Source organism: Mesorhizobium sp. M0062, assembly GCF_040323125.1.
Lineage (GTDB): Bacteria > Pseudomonadota > Alphaproteobacteria > Rhizobiales > Rhizobiaceae > Mesorhizobium.
Map to the genome: position 1 here is coordinate 40,444 of NZ_JAMYUO010000034.1, position 19,264 is coordinate 59,707.

A 19,264-nucleotide genomic window follows, 5' to 3' on the forward strand; every position below is an offset into this window, starting at 1 on the left:
ACCCTACGGGTCCGACCTCCCCACAAGGGGGAGGTAAAAAAGCTTACGCCGCTTCGATATTCACGGTGCGGCTGAGGCGGCGGACTTCCTCGTCGTTGAGCAGGCCGCCGGCGCGCAGCAGGCTGGCGAAACGGCCATTGCGCAGCGACAGTTCGGCGAAGCCGCCCATCTCGACCACCTTGCCCTTGTCCATGAACACGACCAGGTCGGCGTCGCGGACGGTGGTCAGGCGGTGGGCGATGATGAAGGTGGTGCGGTTGCGCCTCAGTTCGTCGATGGCTTCCTTGACGCGGTCCTCGGTCTCGACATCGAGCGCGCTCGTTGCCTCGTCGAGCACCAGGATCGGTGCGTCCTTGAGCACGGCGCGGGCAATGGCGATGCGCTGACGCTCGCCGCCTGAAAGCTGGCCGCCGCGCTCGCCAACGACGGTGTCATAGCCGGCGCTCTTGGCAAGGATGAAATCCTGCGCGGCAGCCGCATTGGCGGCGGCGTGAACCTCGTCATAAGTCGCCTCGGCACGACCGACGCGGATGTTGTCCTCGATCGAGCGGTTGAGCAGGCCGGCATCCTGGAAGACGGTGGCGATCGAATGACGCAGCGACTTGCGGGTCACCGTGCGGGTGTCGATGCCGTCGATCAGGATACGGCCATGAGACGGCGAGAAGACGCGCTGCAAGAGGTTGATCAGCGTCGTCTTGCCGGCGCCGGTCGGGCCGACGATGGCAACCGTCTGCCCGGCCTGGACTTCGAAGGAGACGTCGTCGACGCCCTGCCTCGAATTGGCAAACTCGAAGCCGACATTCTCGAAGCGGACGTGGCCGGTGACGTTGGTGAGGTCGCGCAAGCCGTCCGGCTCGGCGGAGTCGGCGGCCGAATCCTCGAGGTGATAGAAGTCCTCGAGCTTGGCGCGGGCTTCCGAAATCTGGTTGGCGAAAGCCGACATCTGGTCGAGGCGGGCAATCAGCAGCGTGGCAAAGCCGGTGAAGGCGATGACGTCGCCGATCTTGAGCTGGCCATGGGTGACCAGATAGGCGCCGATCAAAAGCACAACCATCATCGAAATGGTCGACGACAGGCGGTGCAACGCATTGGCCATCGCCCACCAGTCGAGCACCGGGTTCTGCGCGTCGAGCAGGTTCTTGACATAGCGGCGCAGCGTATCGGCCTCGTGGCCGAGACGGTTGTAGCTCTGCAGCACGGCGACATTGCTGACCGAGTCGGTCACATGCGCGAAGACCTGATGGTAGTGACGCTCGACCGCGGCCTGGCCCGCCTTGGTGCGCTTCATCACAAGCCGGCCGATGCCGACATAGAGAACGCCCAGCGCCATCAGCACCAGCGACATGCGAAGATCCATGCTTATCGCGGTCGGAATCAGCAGAGCCAGCGCAACCGCCGTCGACAGATGCTGGCGCATGAATTCAAGCCACAGGCTGAACAGCGTCTCGACGGCGCGCAGCAGCGTGTGCAGCGCGTTGGAGGTGCCGCGCTGGTGGTGCCAGGCGAGCGGCATGGTGATCACGCGCTCGAACGACTGGCACAGCACCTCGCTGCGCCGCTTGTGGGCAAAACGGTCGGCGCCGCGCGCCACCAGCACGAAGGCGACGATGTTAAAGGCGCCGAGACCGGCCCACAGCGCCAGCGTCGAAAACACCGAACCCTTATCGGAGATGGCGTCGATTACCCGGCCGAACATGATCGGCTCGAGGATGGCGATAATGGCGAGCGCGACATTCGCACCGCAGATAAACGCAACGCGCTTCCTGTCGGCTGCGAGATAACCCAGCGCTCTCCAGTAGATTTGCAGAAGTGACACTTCAGCTACTCCGCCCAAAACATTATTGTGCACCGCACCATTTCTTGACACGTACCGGTTAACGGGTCGCAAAACAATGCCCGTCTACCTCTTCCGTTCCCATTCTGCGAACAAAAGATGACGACGTTGCGAAATCTGCCGTGATCACCTAACGGTTTGAGATAAAAGGTGAAATGTCAGTCTTGCGGCAAAATCATGGCAGCAGCTGGCGCTGCCACATTTTTAGTCACTGCACGCTTGGACCGCCGGTATCCGGGAAGGCACGCCGTTCTGCGCCAGGAGCATGCCGAAGTAGAAAACGCGCGCCTCGAGAGGCGCGCGTCAACAACCTGAAGCCTTTGATTTCACGCGGGTATCTTGACGACCACCTCGGTCTTGTCGCCGGCTTTCGGCTGAAAACCGGAAGACTTTGTCTTGGTTCCATTGACTTCGAGCGAGATGGATTTGGCCTTTTTGTCGCGGATGACGCGAACCTTGATCTCCGACCCCAGCATCTTCAGCGTGGCAGAATAGCCGTCCCAATGGCTGGGCAGTTTCGGCCGGAACGTGATCTGCTTGCCCCGCCGCTCGATGCCCAGAATGCCTTCGACCGCAGCACGGTAGAGCCATCCCGCAGAGCCCGTATACCAGGTCCAGCCGCCGCGACCGCCCTTGCCCTCACCGGAATAGATGTCGGCGGCGACGACGTACGGCTCGACGCGGTAATGCTCGGCCGATGCATCGTCGAGCGCATGGTTGACCGGGTTCAGCATCGAGAAGCAGCGATAGGCATCGTCGGTGCGGCCCATTTCGGCGAGCGCGATCACGAACCAGGTCGCCGCATGGGTGTACTGGCCGCCGTTCTCGCGCACGCCCGGCGGATAACTCTTGATGTAACCAGGGTCCTTTCTCGTGTTCTGGAAGGCCGGGGTAAACAGTTTGACGATCTTGAGCTTGTCGTCGACCAGCAGGTTCGTCGCCTGCTGCATCGCCGTGGTCGAGCGCGCGGGGTCGCCCTCGCCGGAGAGCACGCTCCACGACTGCGCGATGGAGTCGATCTTGCACTCGTCCGAATTGTGCGAGCCAAGCGGCGTGCCGTCATCGTAGCTGCCGCGGCGATACCACTGGCCGTCCCAGGCGGTGCTTTCCAGCGCCCGCTTCAGCACATCGGCGTGTTTTGTCCAGGCCTGCGCCCGCTTGGTGTCGCCCTGCCCCTTGGCCACGGTGGTAAAGTCGCCCAGCGTCTTCAAAAGGAACCAGCCGAGCCAGACACTCTCCCCCTTGCCGGCTTCGCCGACGCGGTTCATGCCGTCGTTCCAGTCGCCGCCGAGGATCAGCGGCAGCCCGGCCGGGCTGCTGCGCTTGATCGCAAGGTCGAGCGCGCGCGCGCAATGGTCGTAAAGCGAAGCGTTCGTCTTGGAGATTTCCGGCGTGAAGAAGGCGTCGTGCTCGCCCTCGCCCAACACCTGCCCGTCGATGAAAGGCAGCTGCTCCTTCAGGATCCCTGTATCGCCGGTCACCTCGATGTAGCGATTGGTGGCATGCGCCAGCCAGACCACATCGTCGGAGATCATGGTGCGCACGCCGGCGTCGGTGCGCGGCAACCACCAATGCTGGACGTCGCCTTCGGGGAACTGCCGGCGCGCCGCATTGAGGATCTGGTCGCGCGCCAGTTTCGGATCATGCGCAAGCAGGGCCAGCGTGTCCTGCAGCTGGTCGCGGAAGCCGAAGGCGCCGCTTGCCTGATAAAAGGCCGAGCGGGCGCGGATGCGGCAGGCCAGGCTCTGATAGGGCAGCCAGTGATTGACCATGGCGTCGAGCGCCTTGTCGGGCGTCTCGACCTGGATGGTGTCGAGGAAGCCGCGCCAGACGCGTTCATTATCGGCCAGCCGCTGGTCGAAATCCTTGCCCGAATGGGTCTGCACCAACGCGCTCGCTTCGGCTGATGTAGCGGCGTCGCCAAGCAGCCAGACCAGCGTGACGTCGCCGCCGGCAGGGATGTCGATGTCGCTGGCGACAGCTGCGCACGGATCGTCGCCGGCCTCGACGCGGCCCGACAGGCCGGCGCCGCTGACGACAGTGTGCGGGAAGGCGCTGGTGCCGTGCCTGCCGATGAACTCGCCACGATCGGCTGTCACCGAATGCACCGGACCGGTGGCGGCCAGGAAGGCCACCCGGTCGCCGAAATCGAGACCGTAGGGGTTTTGCGCCAGAAGCGCGCCGGTCGCTGGATCCCTGGACGGGATGATGGTCGCAGCAGTGCTCGAGCGATGGCTGCCGAGAACCCATTCGGCATAGGCATAGACGCGCAGCCGCGCCGGCCCCGAGCCTGAGTTCTGGATGCGCAGCCGCGTGATCTTCACTGGATCGACGGGATCGACGACGTGCGTCAGATCCATCGACAGCGGGCCGCGTTTGGACCGGAAGGTGGAGAAGCCCTGGCCGTGCCATGTCTCATAGGTCATCGAGGGATCGCGGACCACGGCAGCCAGCGGCGAGAATGCCTTGCCGCTGGCCTGATCGTAGATGTAGATGCCCTCGCCCGGCCGGTTGGTGACCGGATCGTTCGACCATGGCGTCAGCTGGTAATCGCGGCTGTTGCGGCTCCAGGTGAAGGCAGCGCCTTCGGCCGAGACATGGAATCCGAACGAGGCGTTCGAGACGACGTTGATCCAGGGCTGCGGCGTCGAGCGCCGCCCGGCAAGGCGGGTGACATAGTGGCGGCCGTCGCCCTCGAAACCGCCAAAGCCGTTCCATTGGCTGAGGCCGCTGCCGTCGGCGCTGCTGTCGGACGCGGCATGGTATGCAGGCGCCGCCGGCACCGGCAGAGACGGCTCGCGCAGCGACGCGGGGGCCACCGGCTGCAGGGCATCGCGTGCTTGCAAGGCTGCCGCCTCGGCGCGTTCGATCTGGTCGAAGATGGTGCCGTTGCGCGTGTGCAGAACCACGCGGGCAACCGCCAGCAGCGTCTTGTACGTCGCCTCGTCCATCAGGTCGCGGCGCACGGCGAAGATGTGCTGGCGCGGCCCGAGTTCCTTGCCGCGCAGGCGGCTGTTTTCGCACAGCGTCTCGACCGCGCGCTGCAGGTCCTGGACATAGGACGATGCCTGCTCGTTGACGACCACGAAGTCGATCATCATGCCGCGGGCGCGCATATACTCCTGGAAGCGCAGCGCCTGGGCGACAATTTCGAGGTCGGCCACGTCGCCGATGCGGACCAGGAAGATCGGGAAATCGCCCGAAATGCTGGTCGGCCACAGGCTGGACTGCTTGCCCAGCCCCGAAGCGATGGATTCGCCGGGCAGGCGCAGGAACGGATCGGGATAGATCAGGAAGCGCGCCAGCTTCTGCACGTTGGCGGCGTCGGTCAGGCTGAGACCAAGATGGCGGGTCTGCACCTGCGAACGCGTCCAGGCAAGCATCGCCTGGCGGGCAAAACTTTCGGGATGGTCGAGCCTGGCGATAGCCTCGTCCAGTTCGGCGCGGTTGGCGCCGACGGCGGTCCAGAAGGTCAGCGATATCTTCTTGTTGGCCGGCACCCGCACCTGGCGGCGCAGGGCCGCTACCGGATCGAGGGTGAAGCCGTGGTGACCGCCAAGCTTGGCGCCGGGATCGAAGGCCGCCGCTTCCGCGATGGTACGGCCACGGCCGATGAAGGCACGGCGGTCGGTTTCGGCCTCGGCATCGCGCGCCGACCCGGACGGATCGGTGACGAAATGCACCATGGTGACGTCAGGCTCGTTCTTGTCGCGCTTGCGCCTGGTGGCAAAGATGGCGCCGTTGTTGGCAGCGATCTCGGTCTCGATAAACATTTTCGAGAACGCAGGATGGGCATTGTCGGACGCTTCGTTGCCCAGCACCAGCTCGGCAAAGGAGGTCACCTCGATATGCCGGTCAGTGGCGCCGTCATTATAGAGCGTGACGCGCCGTCCCTCGCCATTGCCTTCCGAGATGACGATGCATTCGACCTCCGAACGCAGCGAGCCCACTGTTTTGACGAAGCTCGCCTTGTCGTCGGAAAACAGCGTTTGCACTCTCTCGCCGGTCGCCTGCTTCGGCTCTGCGGTGGCCGACCACCAGTCGCCGCTGCCGGCGTCGCGCAGGAAGATGTAGGAGCCGAGCCGGTCTTCGGTCGGGTCGGGCTGCCAACGGGTGACGGCGAGTTCGCCCCAGCGGCTGTAACCGGAACCGGTGGCCGAGACCATGACGGAGTAGCGGCCATTGGACATGACGCTGGTGGCGCGCAACGCCCTCAGCGGGTCGAGGATAATGCGCGAGTCCGGGCTCTCAACCTCGGTCTCGTCCTTCGAACGCTCGTCGGCTTCGGTCCTGACCGTGGCGGTCGGGATGTCGCGCGGCGCCCTCTCCTGCAGCAGGAGTTCGGCAGACTCGATCACCGGATCGCTGTGGAAGCGGTCGCGCAGCCGGCCCTCGAAGATGGCGTCGGCAACGGCGGCGATCGACATGCCGGAGTGATGCGCCATGTAGTTCAGGACAACGGCATGGTCGGTGCCTTCCGGCACGCGCTGCGGCGTGAAGTCGACGGCGTCGTAAAAGCCATGCCGGCCGAGAGCGCCGATGGAGCGCAGCCTGGCCAGATTCTGGACGGATTCGCGCGGTGTGAACTGCGCCGCGAGGATCGTGGCGTAAGGCGCGATCACCGTGTTCTGGCCAAGGCCGCGCTTGAGACCAAGTCCGGGCACGCCGAAATTGGTATACTGGTAGGTCAGTTCGCGGTCGCGGGCATTGTAGGCCGCTTCCGAAATGCCCCAGGGCACGTTCTTCGAACGCGCGTACTGGATCTGGCGCTTGATGATCAGCTTGCTGGTCTGGTTGAGGATCGACCCCTGCGGCTCCTTCATTACCAAAGGCGGCATCAGATACTCGAACATCGAGCCCGACCAGGACATCAGCGCACCCTGGAAGCCGATCTCGACGATCGGCCTTCCAAGCCGGAACCAATGCTCCGTCGGCAGGTCACCCTTGGCGATGGCGAACAGGCTGGTCAGCCGCGCCTCGGAGGCGAGCAGATCGTAGCAGCTCTCGTCGAGCTGGTGCTCCTCGACCCGGTAGCCGATCGAGAGCAGTTTGCGCTCCTGACGCATCAGGAAAGAGAAATCCATCTCGAAGGCATAGCGGCGGCAGCGTTCGCGCAGCGCCAGCAGCTTGGCGCGCAAGGCTTCGACGGCGTTTTCGTCGCTGTGCGAGTCATGCACATGCGCCTCGCAGGTCGCTTCCAGCCGTGCCGCCCAGTCGGCGATAATGTCGCTCCGCTGCGATCCGGCCTCGGTGTGGATGGCGGTGGCGAGCTTGCGGATCTCGCCGGCAAGCACGGCCAGGTTGATCGTGCGGATTGAGGCCATCTCCGGCTGCGCCTTGATGGTCATGACGGCGCGCCGCATGCCGTCGAGGCGGTCGGCCAGACGCTGGCGCAACGGCCGCAGTTGCCGGCGGTCGTCAGGCAATTCCTCGAGGCTCTCGTCAAGGATGCTCACCGTGTCGAGGACGCCTTCGAAATCGCCCTGCAGGTGAACGGACGGGGCTTCCGCCCATTCGGCGCAGGCAGCCGCCACCGCGACCAGATGTCCGGCGAGATTGCCGCTGTCGACGGCCGAGATGTAAAGCGGATAGAGCGGCTTGAGCGTCGTCGTGTCGTACCAGTTGAAGAGGTGGCCACGGTTGCGCGGCATGCTCTCGATGGTCGTCATCGTGGCGTCGATCCGGGTGATGGCGTCGGAGAGCGCAATCCAGCCGAAATCGCGTGCCGACACCACCGACAGCAGGTAGACGCCGATATTGGTCGGCGACGTCCGCGGCGCTACAACCGGAGCCGGGCTTTCCTGGAAATTGTCGGGCGGCAGATTGTGGTGCTCGGCCGTGACGAAGGTTTCGAAATAATGCCAGGTGCGGCGCGCCACGGTGCGCAGCGCGTGGATGTCGGCCTGCGATATGCGCAGGCGGTCCTCGGTCTCGGCCGAGCGGCTGATCCAGCAGGCAACCGCCGGCGAACCGATCCAGAACAGAGCGAAGAAGAAGGCGACGAAGGCACCGGTGGAATCGGCCAGCACGGGGATAGCGAGACCGACGACGCCGATGATCACGGCGCCATACATCATGCTGTAATAGGAGCCGATATCGTTGTCGCCGCCCTTGTGCGCCTGCGACGCGGTGCGCCATTCCAGCAGGTTCTGGCGGCTGACGAACAGGCGGTAGAGCGTGCGCACGATGGCGTCGCCCATCATCCAGGCATTGTGCGCCATCAACAGCACTTTCAGCGCCACAAGGGCCGTGCCGAAGACGGTGTCGTGCGCCAGCGCGGAGAAATGGCCGCGCGGCGTCTGGTCGCCGCTCTTGGGCAGGACGGCGTTGACGACATCGAAGGTCGGCGCCATGAACAGCGACAGGATCAGCAGCGCCTGCCACTGCGCGGCCTGCGTGAAGGGCAGCAGCGTCCAGCCGGCGATCGCCGCCATCACCCAGAAGATCGGGGTCAGCGAGCGGCGCAGATTGTCGACCATCTTCCAGCGCGACAGCGCCGGCACGCCGGAACGCGGCGAGAAGATGAAGCGCAGCAGCTGCCAGTCGCCGCGCGCCCAGCGGTGGTGGCGCGAGGCGTCGACCGAGTAGCGGGTAGGATAGTCCTCGACCAGTTCGACATCGGTGACAAGTGCTGCGCGCGCCAACGCACCTTCGAGCAGATCGTGGCTGAGGACGGTGTTTTCCTCGATGCGGCCCTGCAGCGCCGCCTCGAAAGCGTCGACGTGATAAAGGCCCTTGCCGGTGAAGGAGCCGTCGCTGAAGACGTCCTGGTAGAGGTCCGAAACGGCAAAGACGTAAGGATCGAGACCGCTGTTGGACGAGAAGACGCGCTGGAAGAAGGAAGCGTCGTCGCCGCTGGTGAGCGAGGCTGTGATGCGCGGCTGCAGGATGGTGTAGCCGGCGGTGACGACGCGCTTTGTCGCGTCGAAATGCGGGCGGTTGAGCGGATGGGCGAGCTTGCCAACCAGTGACGACACGGCGTCGCGCGTGGTGCGCGTGTCGGCGTCGAGCGTCATGACATAGACGACCTTTTCCGGCAGCGGCACGTCGAGCGGCAGGAAGGTGGTGTCGCTATCGCCGCGCAAGAGAAGGTTCAGCTCATGCAGCTTGCCGCGCTTGCGCTCCCAGCCCATCCAGGCGCCCTGCGCCTGGTTGTAGAGCCGGCGGCGATGCAGGATATAGAAACGCGGCGCGCCTTCCGAGGGATAACGGGCATTGAGCCTGGCGATCTCGTCGCGCGCATATTGCAGGATCTCGATGTCGGCGGCGTCGATCTCGGTCTTGGAATCCGGCCAGTCGGACAGCAGCGCGAAATGGATTTCTTCGGCCGTGTTGGCGAGGTGATGCACCTCGATGTTGCGGATGTTTTCCTCGACATCATCGCGCGAGCCGATCAGCGACGGCACCACGACCAAGGTGCGTGATGCCGCTGGAATGCCGTGCTTGTAATCATAGCCGACGAGCCGCGTCGGCTTCAGGAACAGTGAAACAACGGTGTTGAAGAAGGCGAGCGCGCCTTCGCTGGCAGGCACCGCAAACAGCGCCAGCATCAGCGTGATGGATTCCACCGACAGGCCAAGATGGGCAAGCGCATTGCCGGAGACAACCAGCAGTAGCACCGTAAGCAGGAAGACCGGCACAACGATGCCGAGCCAGCCCGTGGCGGTGAAGGCGCGCTTGAAGGTCACATGGAAGGGCGGCCGGTAGCCGATCGCCTCTTCCAGATCCGGCCGGCGCGGGCCGACCAGGAAGAAGCCGACATCGGTATGCATGGCCGGATCGGCTGATGCATCCGGCACGCCGGAGGCATCGGTGACGCCGGGGACATGGCTGGCCAGTTCGATGGCCTTTTCGGCGACACGGAATTCGGACAGGTCGGAGCGGCGCGCCAGTTGCTCGATCGACGTGCGGTACTGGTCGCGCGAAAAGAAATCGAGCGCGGCGAAATCGGTGCGCTCGCGCAAGAGCGTGTCGATGCGGCTGACGCCCTCGAACCACACCGTCCAGTCGACGTCGTTGATGAGGCGCAGGCCGCGGATGATGTTGCCGGTGGTGACATTGCCGCTGGACAGCGTGCGATGCTCGGAAATGATGATTTCCTCGGCGTCGGAGCCGGTTTTCTCGAGCTCGACCTCCAGCCATTCCAGCGCCCTGCCGGCATTCTGCGAGCCGTCGCGCAGGCGGTAGAGCAACTGGGTGGCGAAGGTGGTGTCCTGCGCATGCGCGCCGTAGCCCGACAGGATCTTCCGGCGGTCTGCATTGTCGTCGGTCGCCAGCACGCGGTCGGCGACCTCGTTGGCGATATGGCGCATCTGCCTGGTGCGGTCGACGCGCACGGCGATGCGGCGCAGATTCTCGATCAAAACGAAGCGCAGCAGCGACGGCAGCGCCCAGAGCTCGCCGATCTTGAGCGGCTCGACCGACTGAAAACCCTCGACGATGGATTTGAACATGGTCGCCGAAACCGAACTGTCGGAATGGGCAACATAGCTCCAGGCCAAGGCCAGCGCGCGCGGCACTGCGGCGCGATCGGCCACTTCCAGGGTCGGCAACTGCCGGTAGAAACGGCGCGGCAGGTCGCGCTTCACCTGAAAAATGGTCTCCTCGACGAGATAATTGTTGTCGAGCAGCCATTGCGCGGCAGGCGTGATGGTTTCGCCCTTGGCCTGGGCGGCATTGGTCGAGCGGTAGACTTCGAGGATTTTCTTTGCGCTGTCGCGGATGCGGGCCTGGAAATCGAACTGCGTCAGGCCGAACAGGTCCTTGATGTCGCCCTTGGCGAGGCTTTCGCCCAGCGCGCGCAGCCGCTCTTCGGGCAGGAAATTGGAGCGTATCGGCTCTTCGGTGATGACCGGGAAGCCGGCGCTGGACTTTTCGATATGGGCAGGATTTGTCTGGATATTCATTGAAAATTCCGCATGGGGGACGCGATGCGGCGCCACCGCCACGGCAATGTCCCTAAAACCGATTCAAATGCAATTGGTTGCATGATTACACTGGCCGAAAGTTTTGCTTCGCACCACGCCAGAGGCGTTATCCCTTCGACATTTTAAGTGGGGCTTTCGACAACTTAAGGACGAGCACCCCTGCCCTCCCGTCCGCCTTGGAACGACGGAAGGATTCGGGCTTTTTCGTGATCCAGACAACAGCTTACGCCAGATTTCTCCGGCGTGCGATCATGTTTGGCAACAGGCGTTAATCGTTGTGCTGGCGGTGCGGCTAGCCCAGGCTGGCTATCCGGACGACGAACACGATCGTCGGCCGCACCGGTTCAAGCCGCAGTTTCGCGGCCTGCGGTCCGAGCAACAGCGTGTCGCGAGGTCCAAGGCGCGACGATGTCGCGCCCGTCACGCCGACCTCACCGTCGAACGGCAGGATCAGGGTCATAGCGATGGTCGGCCGGATATCGGTCGGAACCGAAACCATCAGACGCTGGACCGAGTGCGTTGCCCGCCCGCGGCGGGTCATGACGTTGAGGTCGGTGATCGGACCGGAGATCAGCGCGGCCGTAGTCGGCACATCGGCCGGAAAGGACAGCGGGGCGGAAGCCGCCGTCACTTCGGCCGGCCGCCGGCCAGCAATGTCGAGGACGATGCCCTCGCCTTCCAGCACGGCCAGCGTGCGGTCGACGCCGGCAAAGCCCGAGAACGGCCCGCTATCCTCGACTCGCGCCATCGAAACGCGCCAGTCGAAATCGTCCAGCCCGGCGCCGTCCGGCGAGACGGCGATCTCGGTGGTCGTGCCGCCGCCATTCTTCCACGGCATGACCCGGTAGTCGGCGGCCCATAGGATGCGCATCATTTAAGCCAATCAGCCTAGAATACCGGGCAGATTGAGCTGGTGCTCCTTCGCGCACTCGATGGCGATGTCGTAGCCGGCATCGGCGTGGCGCATGACGCCGGTCGCCGGATCGTTCCACAACACGCGCTCCAGGCGCCTTGCGGCGTCCGGCGTGCCGTCGGCGACGATGACCATGCCGGCATGCTGCGAGAAGCCCATGCCGACGCCGCCGCCATGATGCAGCGACACCCAGGTCGCGCCCGACGCGGTGTTGAGCAACGCATTGAGCAGCGGCCAGTCGGAGACGGCGTCGGAGCCGTCCTTCATCGCTTCCGTCTCGCGGTTCGGCGAAGCGACCGAGCCGGAATCGAGGTGATCGCGGCCGATGACGACGGGCGCCTTCAGTTCGCCCCTGGCCACCATTTCGTTGAAGGCGAGGCCCAGCCTGTGGCGGTCGCCGAGGCCGACCCAGCAGATGCGCGCCGGCAGGCCCTGGAAGGCGATGCGCTCACGTGCCATGTCCAGCCAGTTGTGCAGATGGGTGTTGCCGGGGGTGAGTTCGCGCACCTTGGCGTCCGTCTTGTAGATATCCTCGGGATCGCCCGAAAGAGCAGCCCAGCGGAACGGGCCGATGCCACGGCAGAACAGCGGCCTTATATAGGCCGGCACGAAACCCGGGAAGGCAAAGGCGTTCTCGAAGCCTTCGTCCTTGGCGACCTGGCGGATGTTGTTGCCATAGTCGAGCGTCGGCACGCCGGCATTCCAGAACGCGACCATCGCCTCGACATGCTCGCGCATTGAGGCGCGGGCGGCCTTCTCGACAGCCTTGGGATCGGAGACGCGCTTCTCGCGCCACTCAGCTATCGTCCAGCCCTTGGGCAGATAGCCGTTAATCGGGTCATGCGCCGAGGTCTGGTCGGTGACCATGTCGGGGCGGATGCCCCGCTTGAACATTTCCGGCACGATGTCGGCCGCATTGCCGAGCAGGCCGACCGACTTCGCCTCGCCGGCCTTGGTCCAGCGCTCGATCATTTCCATCGCTTCGTCGAGCGTCTCGGCCTTCTCGTCGACATAGCGGGTGCGCAGCCGGAAATCGATCGAGTCCGGATTGCATTCGATGGCGAGGCAGCAGGCGCCGGCCATGACGGCGGCAAGCGGCTGGGCGCCGCCCATGCCGCCGAGGCCGCCGGTCAGGATCCATTTGCCCGTAAGGTTGCCATTGTAGTGCTGGCGGCCGGCCTCGACGAAGGTCTCGTAGGTGCCCTGCACGATGCCTTGCGTGCCGATATAGATCCAGGAGCCGGCCGTCATCTGGCCGTACATCATCAGGCCTTTTTTATCGAGTTCGTTGAATTTGTCCCAGGTCGCCCAATGCGGCACGATGTTGGAGTTGGCGATCAGCACGCGCGGCGCATCGGTGTGCGTCCGGAAGACGCCGACCGGCTTGCCGGACTGGACCAGCAGCGTCTCGTCTTCATTGAGGGTCTTCAACGAGGCGACGATGCTGTCGAAATCGTTCCAGGTGCGCGCGGCCCGGCCGATGCCGCCATAGACGACGAGCTCATTGGGGTTTTCGGCGACATCGGGATCGAGGTTGTTCATCAGCATGCGCAGCGGCGCTTCGGTCGTCCAGTATTTGGCGTTGAGCTTGTCGCCGCGGGGCGCGCGCACTTCGCGGATGTTGTGGCGAGGATTGTTCATCATTGTCCCTTTGGAGTAAGGCGGCGTCTCAGCGCCCGGCCCAGTCAATGGCGGATTGGAGGATTTTCGTCAGTGTGGCGCGCATCGGCGCGGCGAACTCGGCATCATAAGGCACCGGCCAATTGTCCGGTTCGCCCTTGCCCTCGGGCTCGCGCAAATAGCCGCGATCGGCAAGTTCCATCTGCAGCGCATGGTAGCCGCCTTGCGGATTGCCGAAATAGCGGGTGATCCAGCCGCCCTTGAAACGACCGTTGATGACATTGCTTTCACCGCTCTCGGCCATGATCTGACCAACCAGCGCCTGCAGCGTAGGATCCGCGGTCTGGCCGTCATTGGTGCCGAGATTGAATACCGGCAGCGTGCCGTAGAACAGGCGCGGCAGCACCGACCGGATCGAGTGGCAATCGTAAATGACGACCTTCTCATGCAGGCCGCGCAGCCTGACGGCCTGGGCCGCCAGCATTTCATGGTAAGGCACGAAATACGCTATGCGGCGCTGGTCTATCTCCGACGGCGTCGGTTCCGCGCCGGGCAGATACAGCGGATCGCCGTCGAAGGTCTCGGTCGGGCATAGCGTCGTCGTCGTCTGCCCGTGATAGAGCGAGGCGCCGGAAGGATCGCGGTTGACGTCGATGACGGTGCGCGAGATCGACGTGTGCACGACAGTCGCGCCAAGGCCGGCGGCAAAATCGTAGAGATTGTCGATCCACCAGTCGCAATCGCGGCGGCCGAGCCAGGGCGAGACCAGCCGATTGTCGATGCCGGCGAGATCGATACCCGTGTGCGGGATGGACACCAACAGGGGTGCCGTGCCTTCCGTCACTGTCAGCCAGTCGGTCATGTCAGACTCCCGAGATCGAAGGCAATGTCACCGCGCTCGCAGCCTTGACGGCAGCGCCGCTGCGGACCATGGCGATGGCTTTTTCCATGTCAGGGTGGAAATGCCGGTCATTGTCGAGATGCGGCACCTCGGCGCGGACCAGCTTGCGAACCGCTTCCAGAGCTGCACTCGACGCCAGCGGCCCATGGAAATCGCAGCCTTGCGCGGCGGCCAGGAGTTCGATGCCGATGACGGCCGTGGCGTTTTCGATCATGCCGATCAGCCGGCGAGCGCCATGTGCGGCCATCGAGACATGGTCTTCCTGGTTGGCCGAGGTCGGGATGGAATCGACACTTGCCGGATAGGCCTTCTGCTTGTTCTCAGAGACGAGCGCCGCCGCCGTCACCTGCGGGATCATGAAGCCGGAGTTCAGGCCGGGCTTCGGCGTCAGGAAGGCCGGCATGCCGGACAGCGCCGGGTCCACCAGCATGGCGATGCGGCGCTCCGACAGCGAGCCGATCTCGCAGACGGCAAGCGCGATCATGTCGGCGGCGAAAGCCACCGGCTCGGCGTGGAAATTGCCGCCGGACAGCGCTGTGTCGTCCTCGGCGAAAATCAGCGGATTGTCGGTGACGCCATTGGCCTCGGTGCCGAGCGTATCGGCAGCCTGGCGCAGCACGCTGAGCGCCGCACCCATCACCTGCGGCTGGCAGCGCAGGCAGTACGGATCCTGCACGCGCTCGTCGCCGACGCGGTGAGATTCACGAATGGCGCTGCCGGCCATCAGGTTGCGCAGCGCTTCCGCCGTCTCGATCTGGCCGGGATGTTTTCTGAGGAGATGGATGCGCGGATCGAAGGGCGCGTCCGAACCCTTGGCGGCGTCGGTCGACAGCGCGCCGGCGACCAGCGCCGACTGGTAAAGCACTTCGGCCTCGAAGAGAGCGGCCAACGCATAGGCGGTGGAGAACTGCGTGCCGTTGAGCAGCGCCAAGCCTTCCTTGGCGCCAAGCGTCACCGGCTCCAGGCCGTGCGAGACGAAAGCGACCTTGGCCGGGAAGCGGCCATGCGGGGTAAAGCATTCGCCAACGCCGATCATCACTGCCGTCATGTGCGACAGCGGCGCGAGATCGCCGGAGGCGCCAACCGAGCCTTGCGCCGGCACGACGGGGATGACGTCGTTGGCCAGCATCGCTTCCAGCAACTCGATCGTTTGCGGCCGCACGCCCGACGCGCCCTGCGCCAGGCTGGCGAGCTTCAGCGCCATCATCAACCGAACCACAGCGACCGGCATCGGCTCGCCGACGCCGGCGGCATGCGACAAAACGATGTTGCGCTGCAAGGCCTCTAGATCCTCGGCCGGAATGCGGACGCTGGCCAGTTTGCCGAAGCCGGTATTGATACCATAGACCGGCTCGCCCTTGGCGACGATGCGGGCGACTGCCTCGCCGCTGGCCTTGATTTTTGGCCGGCAGGAGGCGTCGAGCTTCGGCACGGCGCCGCGATAGATAGCGCGCCAGTCGGCCAGCGTCGCATTGCCGGGCTTCAGGTTAAGTTCGGTCATTGTCCTCTCCAGATGCGGGCATGGAGCGGGTTGAAGCCCATGCGGTAGACGAGTTCGGCCGGACGCTCGATGTCCCAGATCGCCAGGTCGGCGGATTTTCCTGCCTCCAGCGTGCCGGTCTGGCCGAGCAATCCCAGCGCGCGGGCAGCCTCGCGAGTGGTGCCGGCCAGGCATTCCTCGACGGTCAGGCCGAAAAGCGTCGCGGCCATGTTCATGGTCAGAAGCAGCGAGGTCAGCGGCGACGTCCCGGGATTGTTGTCGGTGGCGACCGCCATCTTGACGCCGTGCCGGCGGAACAGGCCGACCGGCGGCTTCCTGGTTTCGCGGATGAAATAGTAGGCGCCGGGCAGGATCGTCGCCACGGTGCCGGCCTTGGCCATGGCTGCGGCACCTGCTTCATCGGTGTATTCGAGATGGTCTGCCGACAGCGCACCATAACGGGCGGCGAGTTCGGCGCCATGCAAATTGGACAGCTGGTCGGCATGGAGTTTGACCGGCAGGCCAAGCGCCTTGGCCTTGTCGAAGACGCGGGCAATCTGTTCCGGCGAAAAGGCAATGCCCTCGCAAAAGCCGTCTACGGCGTCAGCCAGGCCCTCGGCGGCGATTGCGGGGAGGATGGTGTTGGCGACGAGATCGACAAAAGCGTCCTTGTCGCCTTTTGCTTCCGGCGGCAGCGCATGCGCGCCGAGGAAGGTGGTGCGGACCGTGACCGGGCGTTGCTTGTCCAGTTGCCGCGCGGCGCGAAGCGACTTCCGTTCATTTCCGAGATCGAGCCCGTAACCCGACTTTACCTCTACCGTGGTGACGCCCTCGGCCATCAGCGCGTCAAGGCGCGGGAGAGTCTGCGCAACCAGTTCGTCTTCGCTCGCGGCACGCAGGGATTTGACCGAGGAGACGATGCCGCCGCCAGCACGGGCGACTTCTTCATAGGTGGCGCCGGCCAGCCGCATCTCGAACTCGTTGGCACGGTTGCCGGCATGGACGAGATGGGTGTGGCAGTCGATCAGGCCGGGCGTGATCCAGCGGCCTTCGCAATCGGTAGTCTCGCCGCCCTGAGCCAACGCTGACGGCATGTCGGCTTCCGGGCCGGCATAGACGATGATGCCGTCACGGGAGACGATCGCGCCCTTTTCGACGATGCCAAGTCCGGCAACGCCTTCAGCCATGGTTGCCAGGCGCGCATCACGCCAAAGCTGAAGGCCCCCTGCCCGGCTTTTGTCTTGTGCCGCCATCATCTTTTTCCGTTGCTTGGATGGCGATTATGTATATACATATTGAAACGCGCTGCAAGTGCATTGTTTATGGAATTCGGAGAAAAACGTGACGGCGATCTTTGCGGAACAGGCGCTGCTGACCGATGGCTGGCATGACAAGGTGCGGATCGTCGTCACGGACGGTCGCATCGCAACCGTCGAAGTCGACACGTCGCCGCGGAGCGGTGACGAACGCCACGCCATTCTGGTCCCCGGCATGCCGAACCTGCACAGCCACGCCTTCCAGCGCGGCATGGCCGGGCTTGCCGAACTGCGCGGTCCCTCCGCCGACAGCTTCTGGAGCTGGCGCGAGGTGATGTACCGCTTCGCGCTGTCGATGACGCCGGACCAGGTCGAGGCGGTCGCCGCACAGCTTTACGTCGAGATGCTGGAGGCCGGGTTCTCGCGCGTCGGCGAGTTTCATTATCTCCACCACGATCGCGACGGAACACCCTATTCCAACCTGGCCGAGATGGCGGAGCGGATCGCCGCCGCTGCCAACGAAACAGGGATCAGCCTGACGCTGCTGCCGGTATTTTATGCCCATTCCTCCTTCGGCGGCGCTGCGCCCAACGAAGGCCAGCGGCGATTCATCAACGATGTGAATCGGTTCGAACGCTTGCTTGAGAAAAGCCGCGAATCGGTTCGTGCGTTGAATCAGGCTGTCGTCGGCGTCGCCCCGCACAGCCTGCGCGCCGCGGCGCCGGAGGAACTCAGCGCTGTTGCCGCCATTGCGCCGGACGGACCGATCCACATCCACGTCGCCGAGCAGGTGAAGGAGGTCGAGGATTGCCTGGCGTGGTCGGGTGCGCGACCGGTCGAATGGCTGCTCGCCAATGCCGGGATCGACAAGCGTTGGTGCCTGATTCACGCCACCCACATGACCGAGGCTGAGACATCCGGCATGGCCAGAAGCGGCGCCATTGCCGGGCTTTGCCCGATCACCGAGGCCAATCTCGGCGACGGCACCTTTTCAGCACCTCTGTTCATCGAACATGGCGGCCGCTTCGGCGTCGGCTCGGATTCCAACGTGCTGATCGGCCTGCCGGATGAATTGCGCCAGCTCGAATATTCGCAGCGCCTCGCACACCGCGCCCGCAATGTGCTGGCGGTGGCCGGCGGCTCGACCGGGCGGGCTCTGTTCGACGCCGCCCTCGATGGCGGCAGCACCGCACTCGGCGCCGGCCCGTCGCGGATCGCCGCCGGCGCCGCGGCTGATTTCGTCTCCCTCGACGAAAACCATCCTTCGCTGGCCGGAAAAAGTGGCGATGCGATCCTCGACGCCTGGATCTTTGCCAATGGCGGCAAGGTCGATTGCGTCTGGGTGCACGGAAAAAAACAGGTCAGCGGCGGCCGGCATGCAGCGCGTGAGACGATCGCCGAGCGCTTTCGCCATGTGATGACGGCGCTTTCGGCATGAGCATATCAGAGACAGCGGCGGTGGAAGGCGGCGGTTCGCTGCACCAGCGCATCCTGTCCGACATCAGCGAGAAAATAATGTCCGGCGCCTGGGCGCCGGGTCACCGCATCCCGTTCGAGCACGAGTTGACGGCCGAATACAATTGCTCGCGCATGACGGTGAACAAGGCGCTGTCGCAGCTGGCCAAGGCCGGGCTGATCGAGCGCCGCCGCCGTTCGGGCAGCTTTGTCCGCCAGCCGCAGTCGCAGGCCGCGGTGCTGGAAATCCACGACATCAGGATCGAGGTCGAGGCGCTTGGGCTGGCCTATCGCTACGAGCGCGTGGCGCGGCAGAAAAGGCGCAGCAGCGCCGAGGATCGCGCCTTGCTGGAATTGGGAGCGGCTGGACAGGTGCTGGCGCTGAAATGCCGGCATTTCGCCGGCAAGCGGCCATTCGCGCACGAACAGCGGCTGATCAATCTCGCCGCCGTCGCGGAAGCCGCCGAGGAGGAGTTTCTCGACATCGCCCCCGGCCCTTGGCTGATCGGGCGCGTGCCGTGGAGCGAGGCAGAGCACCGTATCCGCGCGGTCGCGGCCGACAGGCACATTGCCGAAGCGCTCGACATCGCCGCCGGCGCGCCCTGCCTGGTGGTCGAGCGCCGGACCTGGGGCGCCGAGCACCCGGTGACGCAGGTGAGGTTCACCTACGCCGCGGAGAGCCACACGCTGGTGGCGCGGTTCAGGCCTTCGCAGGGGTAGCTCCTTTACCCTCCCCCTTGTGGGGAGGGTCGCTGCGAAGCAGCGGGGTGGGGGTCGGCGCCAGGCCCCCCCCCCCCCCCGCCGGGCCGCCCGCCCCCCAAGGCGGGGGGGGAAGCAGGGCAGTTAATAAGCCCCCCGCCGGGAGTAAAGACAAGGGG

Annotated in this window: 9 protein-coding genes; 2 read left to right on the forward strand and 7 right to left on the reverse strand. The window is 64.8% G+C overall.

All coding sequences use genetic code 11. From position 1 onward, the window contains the following. Positions 1-43: 43 nt before the first annotated feature. The 7 genes from NKJ64_RS27755 to hutI all read right to left on the reverse strand — a co-directional run bounded on the left by NKJ64_RS27755 (position 44) and on the right by hutI (position 16,928). A complete protein-coding gene (locus NKJ64_RS27755; protein ID WP_023672897.1) occupies positions 44-1,816 on the reverse strand; it encodes a glucan ABC transporter ATP-binding protein/ permease in 1,773 nt (590 codons plus the stop codon). A 344-nt stretch (positions 1,817-2,160) separates the two neighbouring features. Continuing rightward, positions 2,161-10,740: a glycoside hydrolase family 94 protein gene (locus NKJ64_RS27760; protein ID WP_352463661.1), complete on the reverse strand. Its 8,580-nt coding sequence runs from the start codon at positions 10,738-10,740 to the stop codon at positions 2,161-2,163. 313 nt (positions 10,741-11,053) lie between these two features. Further along, positions 11,054-11,632: a HutD/Ves family protein gene (locus tag NKJ64_RS27765; protein ID WP_352463668.1), complete on the reverse strand. Its 579-nt coding sequence runs from the start codon at positions 11,630-11,632 to the stop codon at positions 11,054-11,056. Positions 11,633-11,644: 12 nt separating this feature from the next. Then, positions 11,645-13,315, reverse strand: coding sequence for a urocanate hydratase (gene hutU / locus NKJ64_RS27770; RefSeq protein WP_023805061.1), 1,671 nt, complete (start codon positions 13,313-13,315; stop codon positions 11,645-11,647). A gap of 28 nt (positions 13,316-13,343) precedes the next feature. After that, complete coding sequence (gene hutG, locus NKJ64_RS27775; RefSeq protein ID WP_352463662.1) at positions 13,344-14,156, reverse strand: N-formylglutamate deformylase; 813 nt, start codon at positions 14,154-14,156, stop codon at positions 13,344-13,346. A 1-nt stretch (position 14,157) separates the two neighbouring features. Then, on the reverse strand, positions 14,158-15,696 hold the full coding sequence (hutH, locus tag NKJ64_RS27780) for a histidine ammonia-lyase (RefSeq protein WP_352463663.1): 1,539 nt from the start codon (positions 15,694-15,696) through the stop codon (positions 14,158-14,160). Then, positions 15,693-16,928, reverse strand: coding sequence for an imidazolonepropionase (hutI, locus tag NKJ64_RS27785; RefSeq protein WP_352463664.1), 1,236 nt, complete (start codon positions 16,926-16,928; stop codon positions 15,693-15,695). Before hutI ends, hutH begins: the two co-directional genes overlap by 4 nt. A gap of 88 nt (positions 16,929-17,016) precedes the next feature. On the opposite strand from hutI, the gene NKJ64_RS27790 reads away from it, so the two are divergent. Continuing rightward, complete coding sequence (locus tag NKJ64_RS27790; RefSeq protein WP_352463665.1) at positions 17,017-18,369, forward strand: formimidoylglutamate deiminase; 1,353 nt, start codon at positions 17,017-17,019, stop codon at positions 18,367-18,369. After that, complete coding sequence (hutC, locus tag NKJ64_RS27795) at positions 18,366-19,106, forward strand: histidine utilization transcriptional repressor HutC (protein ID WP_352463666.1); 741 nt, start codon at positions 18,366-18,368, stop codon at positions 19,104-19,106. Before NKJ64_RS27790 ends, hutC begins: the two co-directional genes overlap by 4 nt. The last annotated feature ends 158 nt before the right edge of the window (positions 19,107-19,264 follow it).

Excerpts from the sequence above, each read along its gene's own strand:
- NKJ64_RS27765 (WP_352463668.1), bottom strand. The coding sequence starts at position 11,632 with ATGCGCATCCTATGGGCCGCCGACTACCGGGTCATGCCGTGGAAGAAT.
- hutI (WP_352463664.1), bottom strand. The coding sequence starts at position 16,928 with ATGGCGGCACAAGACAAAAGCCGGGCAGGGGGCCTTCAGCTTTGGCGT.
- NKJ64_RS27760 (WP_352463661.1), bottom strand. The coding sequence starts at position 10,740 with ATGAATATCCAGACAAATCCTGCCCATATCGAAAAGTCCAGCGCCGGC.
- hutC (WP_352463666.1), top strand. The coding sequence starts at position 18,366 with ATGAGCATATCAGAGACAGCGGCGGTGGAAGGCGGCGGTTCGCTGCAC.
- hutH (WP_352463663.1), bottom strand. The coding sequence starts at position 15,696 with ATGACCGAACTTAACCTGAAGCCCGGCAATGCGACGCTGGCCGACTGG.
- hutG (WP_352463662.1), bottom strand. The coding sequence starts at position 14,156 with ATGACCGACTGGCTGACAGTGACGGAAGGCACGGCACCCCTGTTGGTG.
- hutU (WP_023805061.1), bottom strand. The coding sequence starts at position 13,315 with ATGAACAATCCTCGCCACAACATCCGCGAAGTGCGCGCGCCCCGCGGC.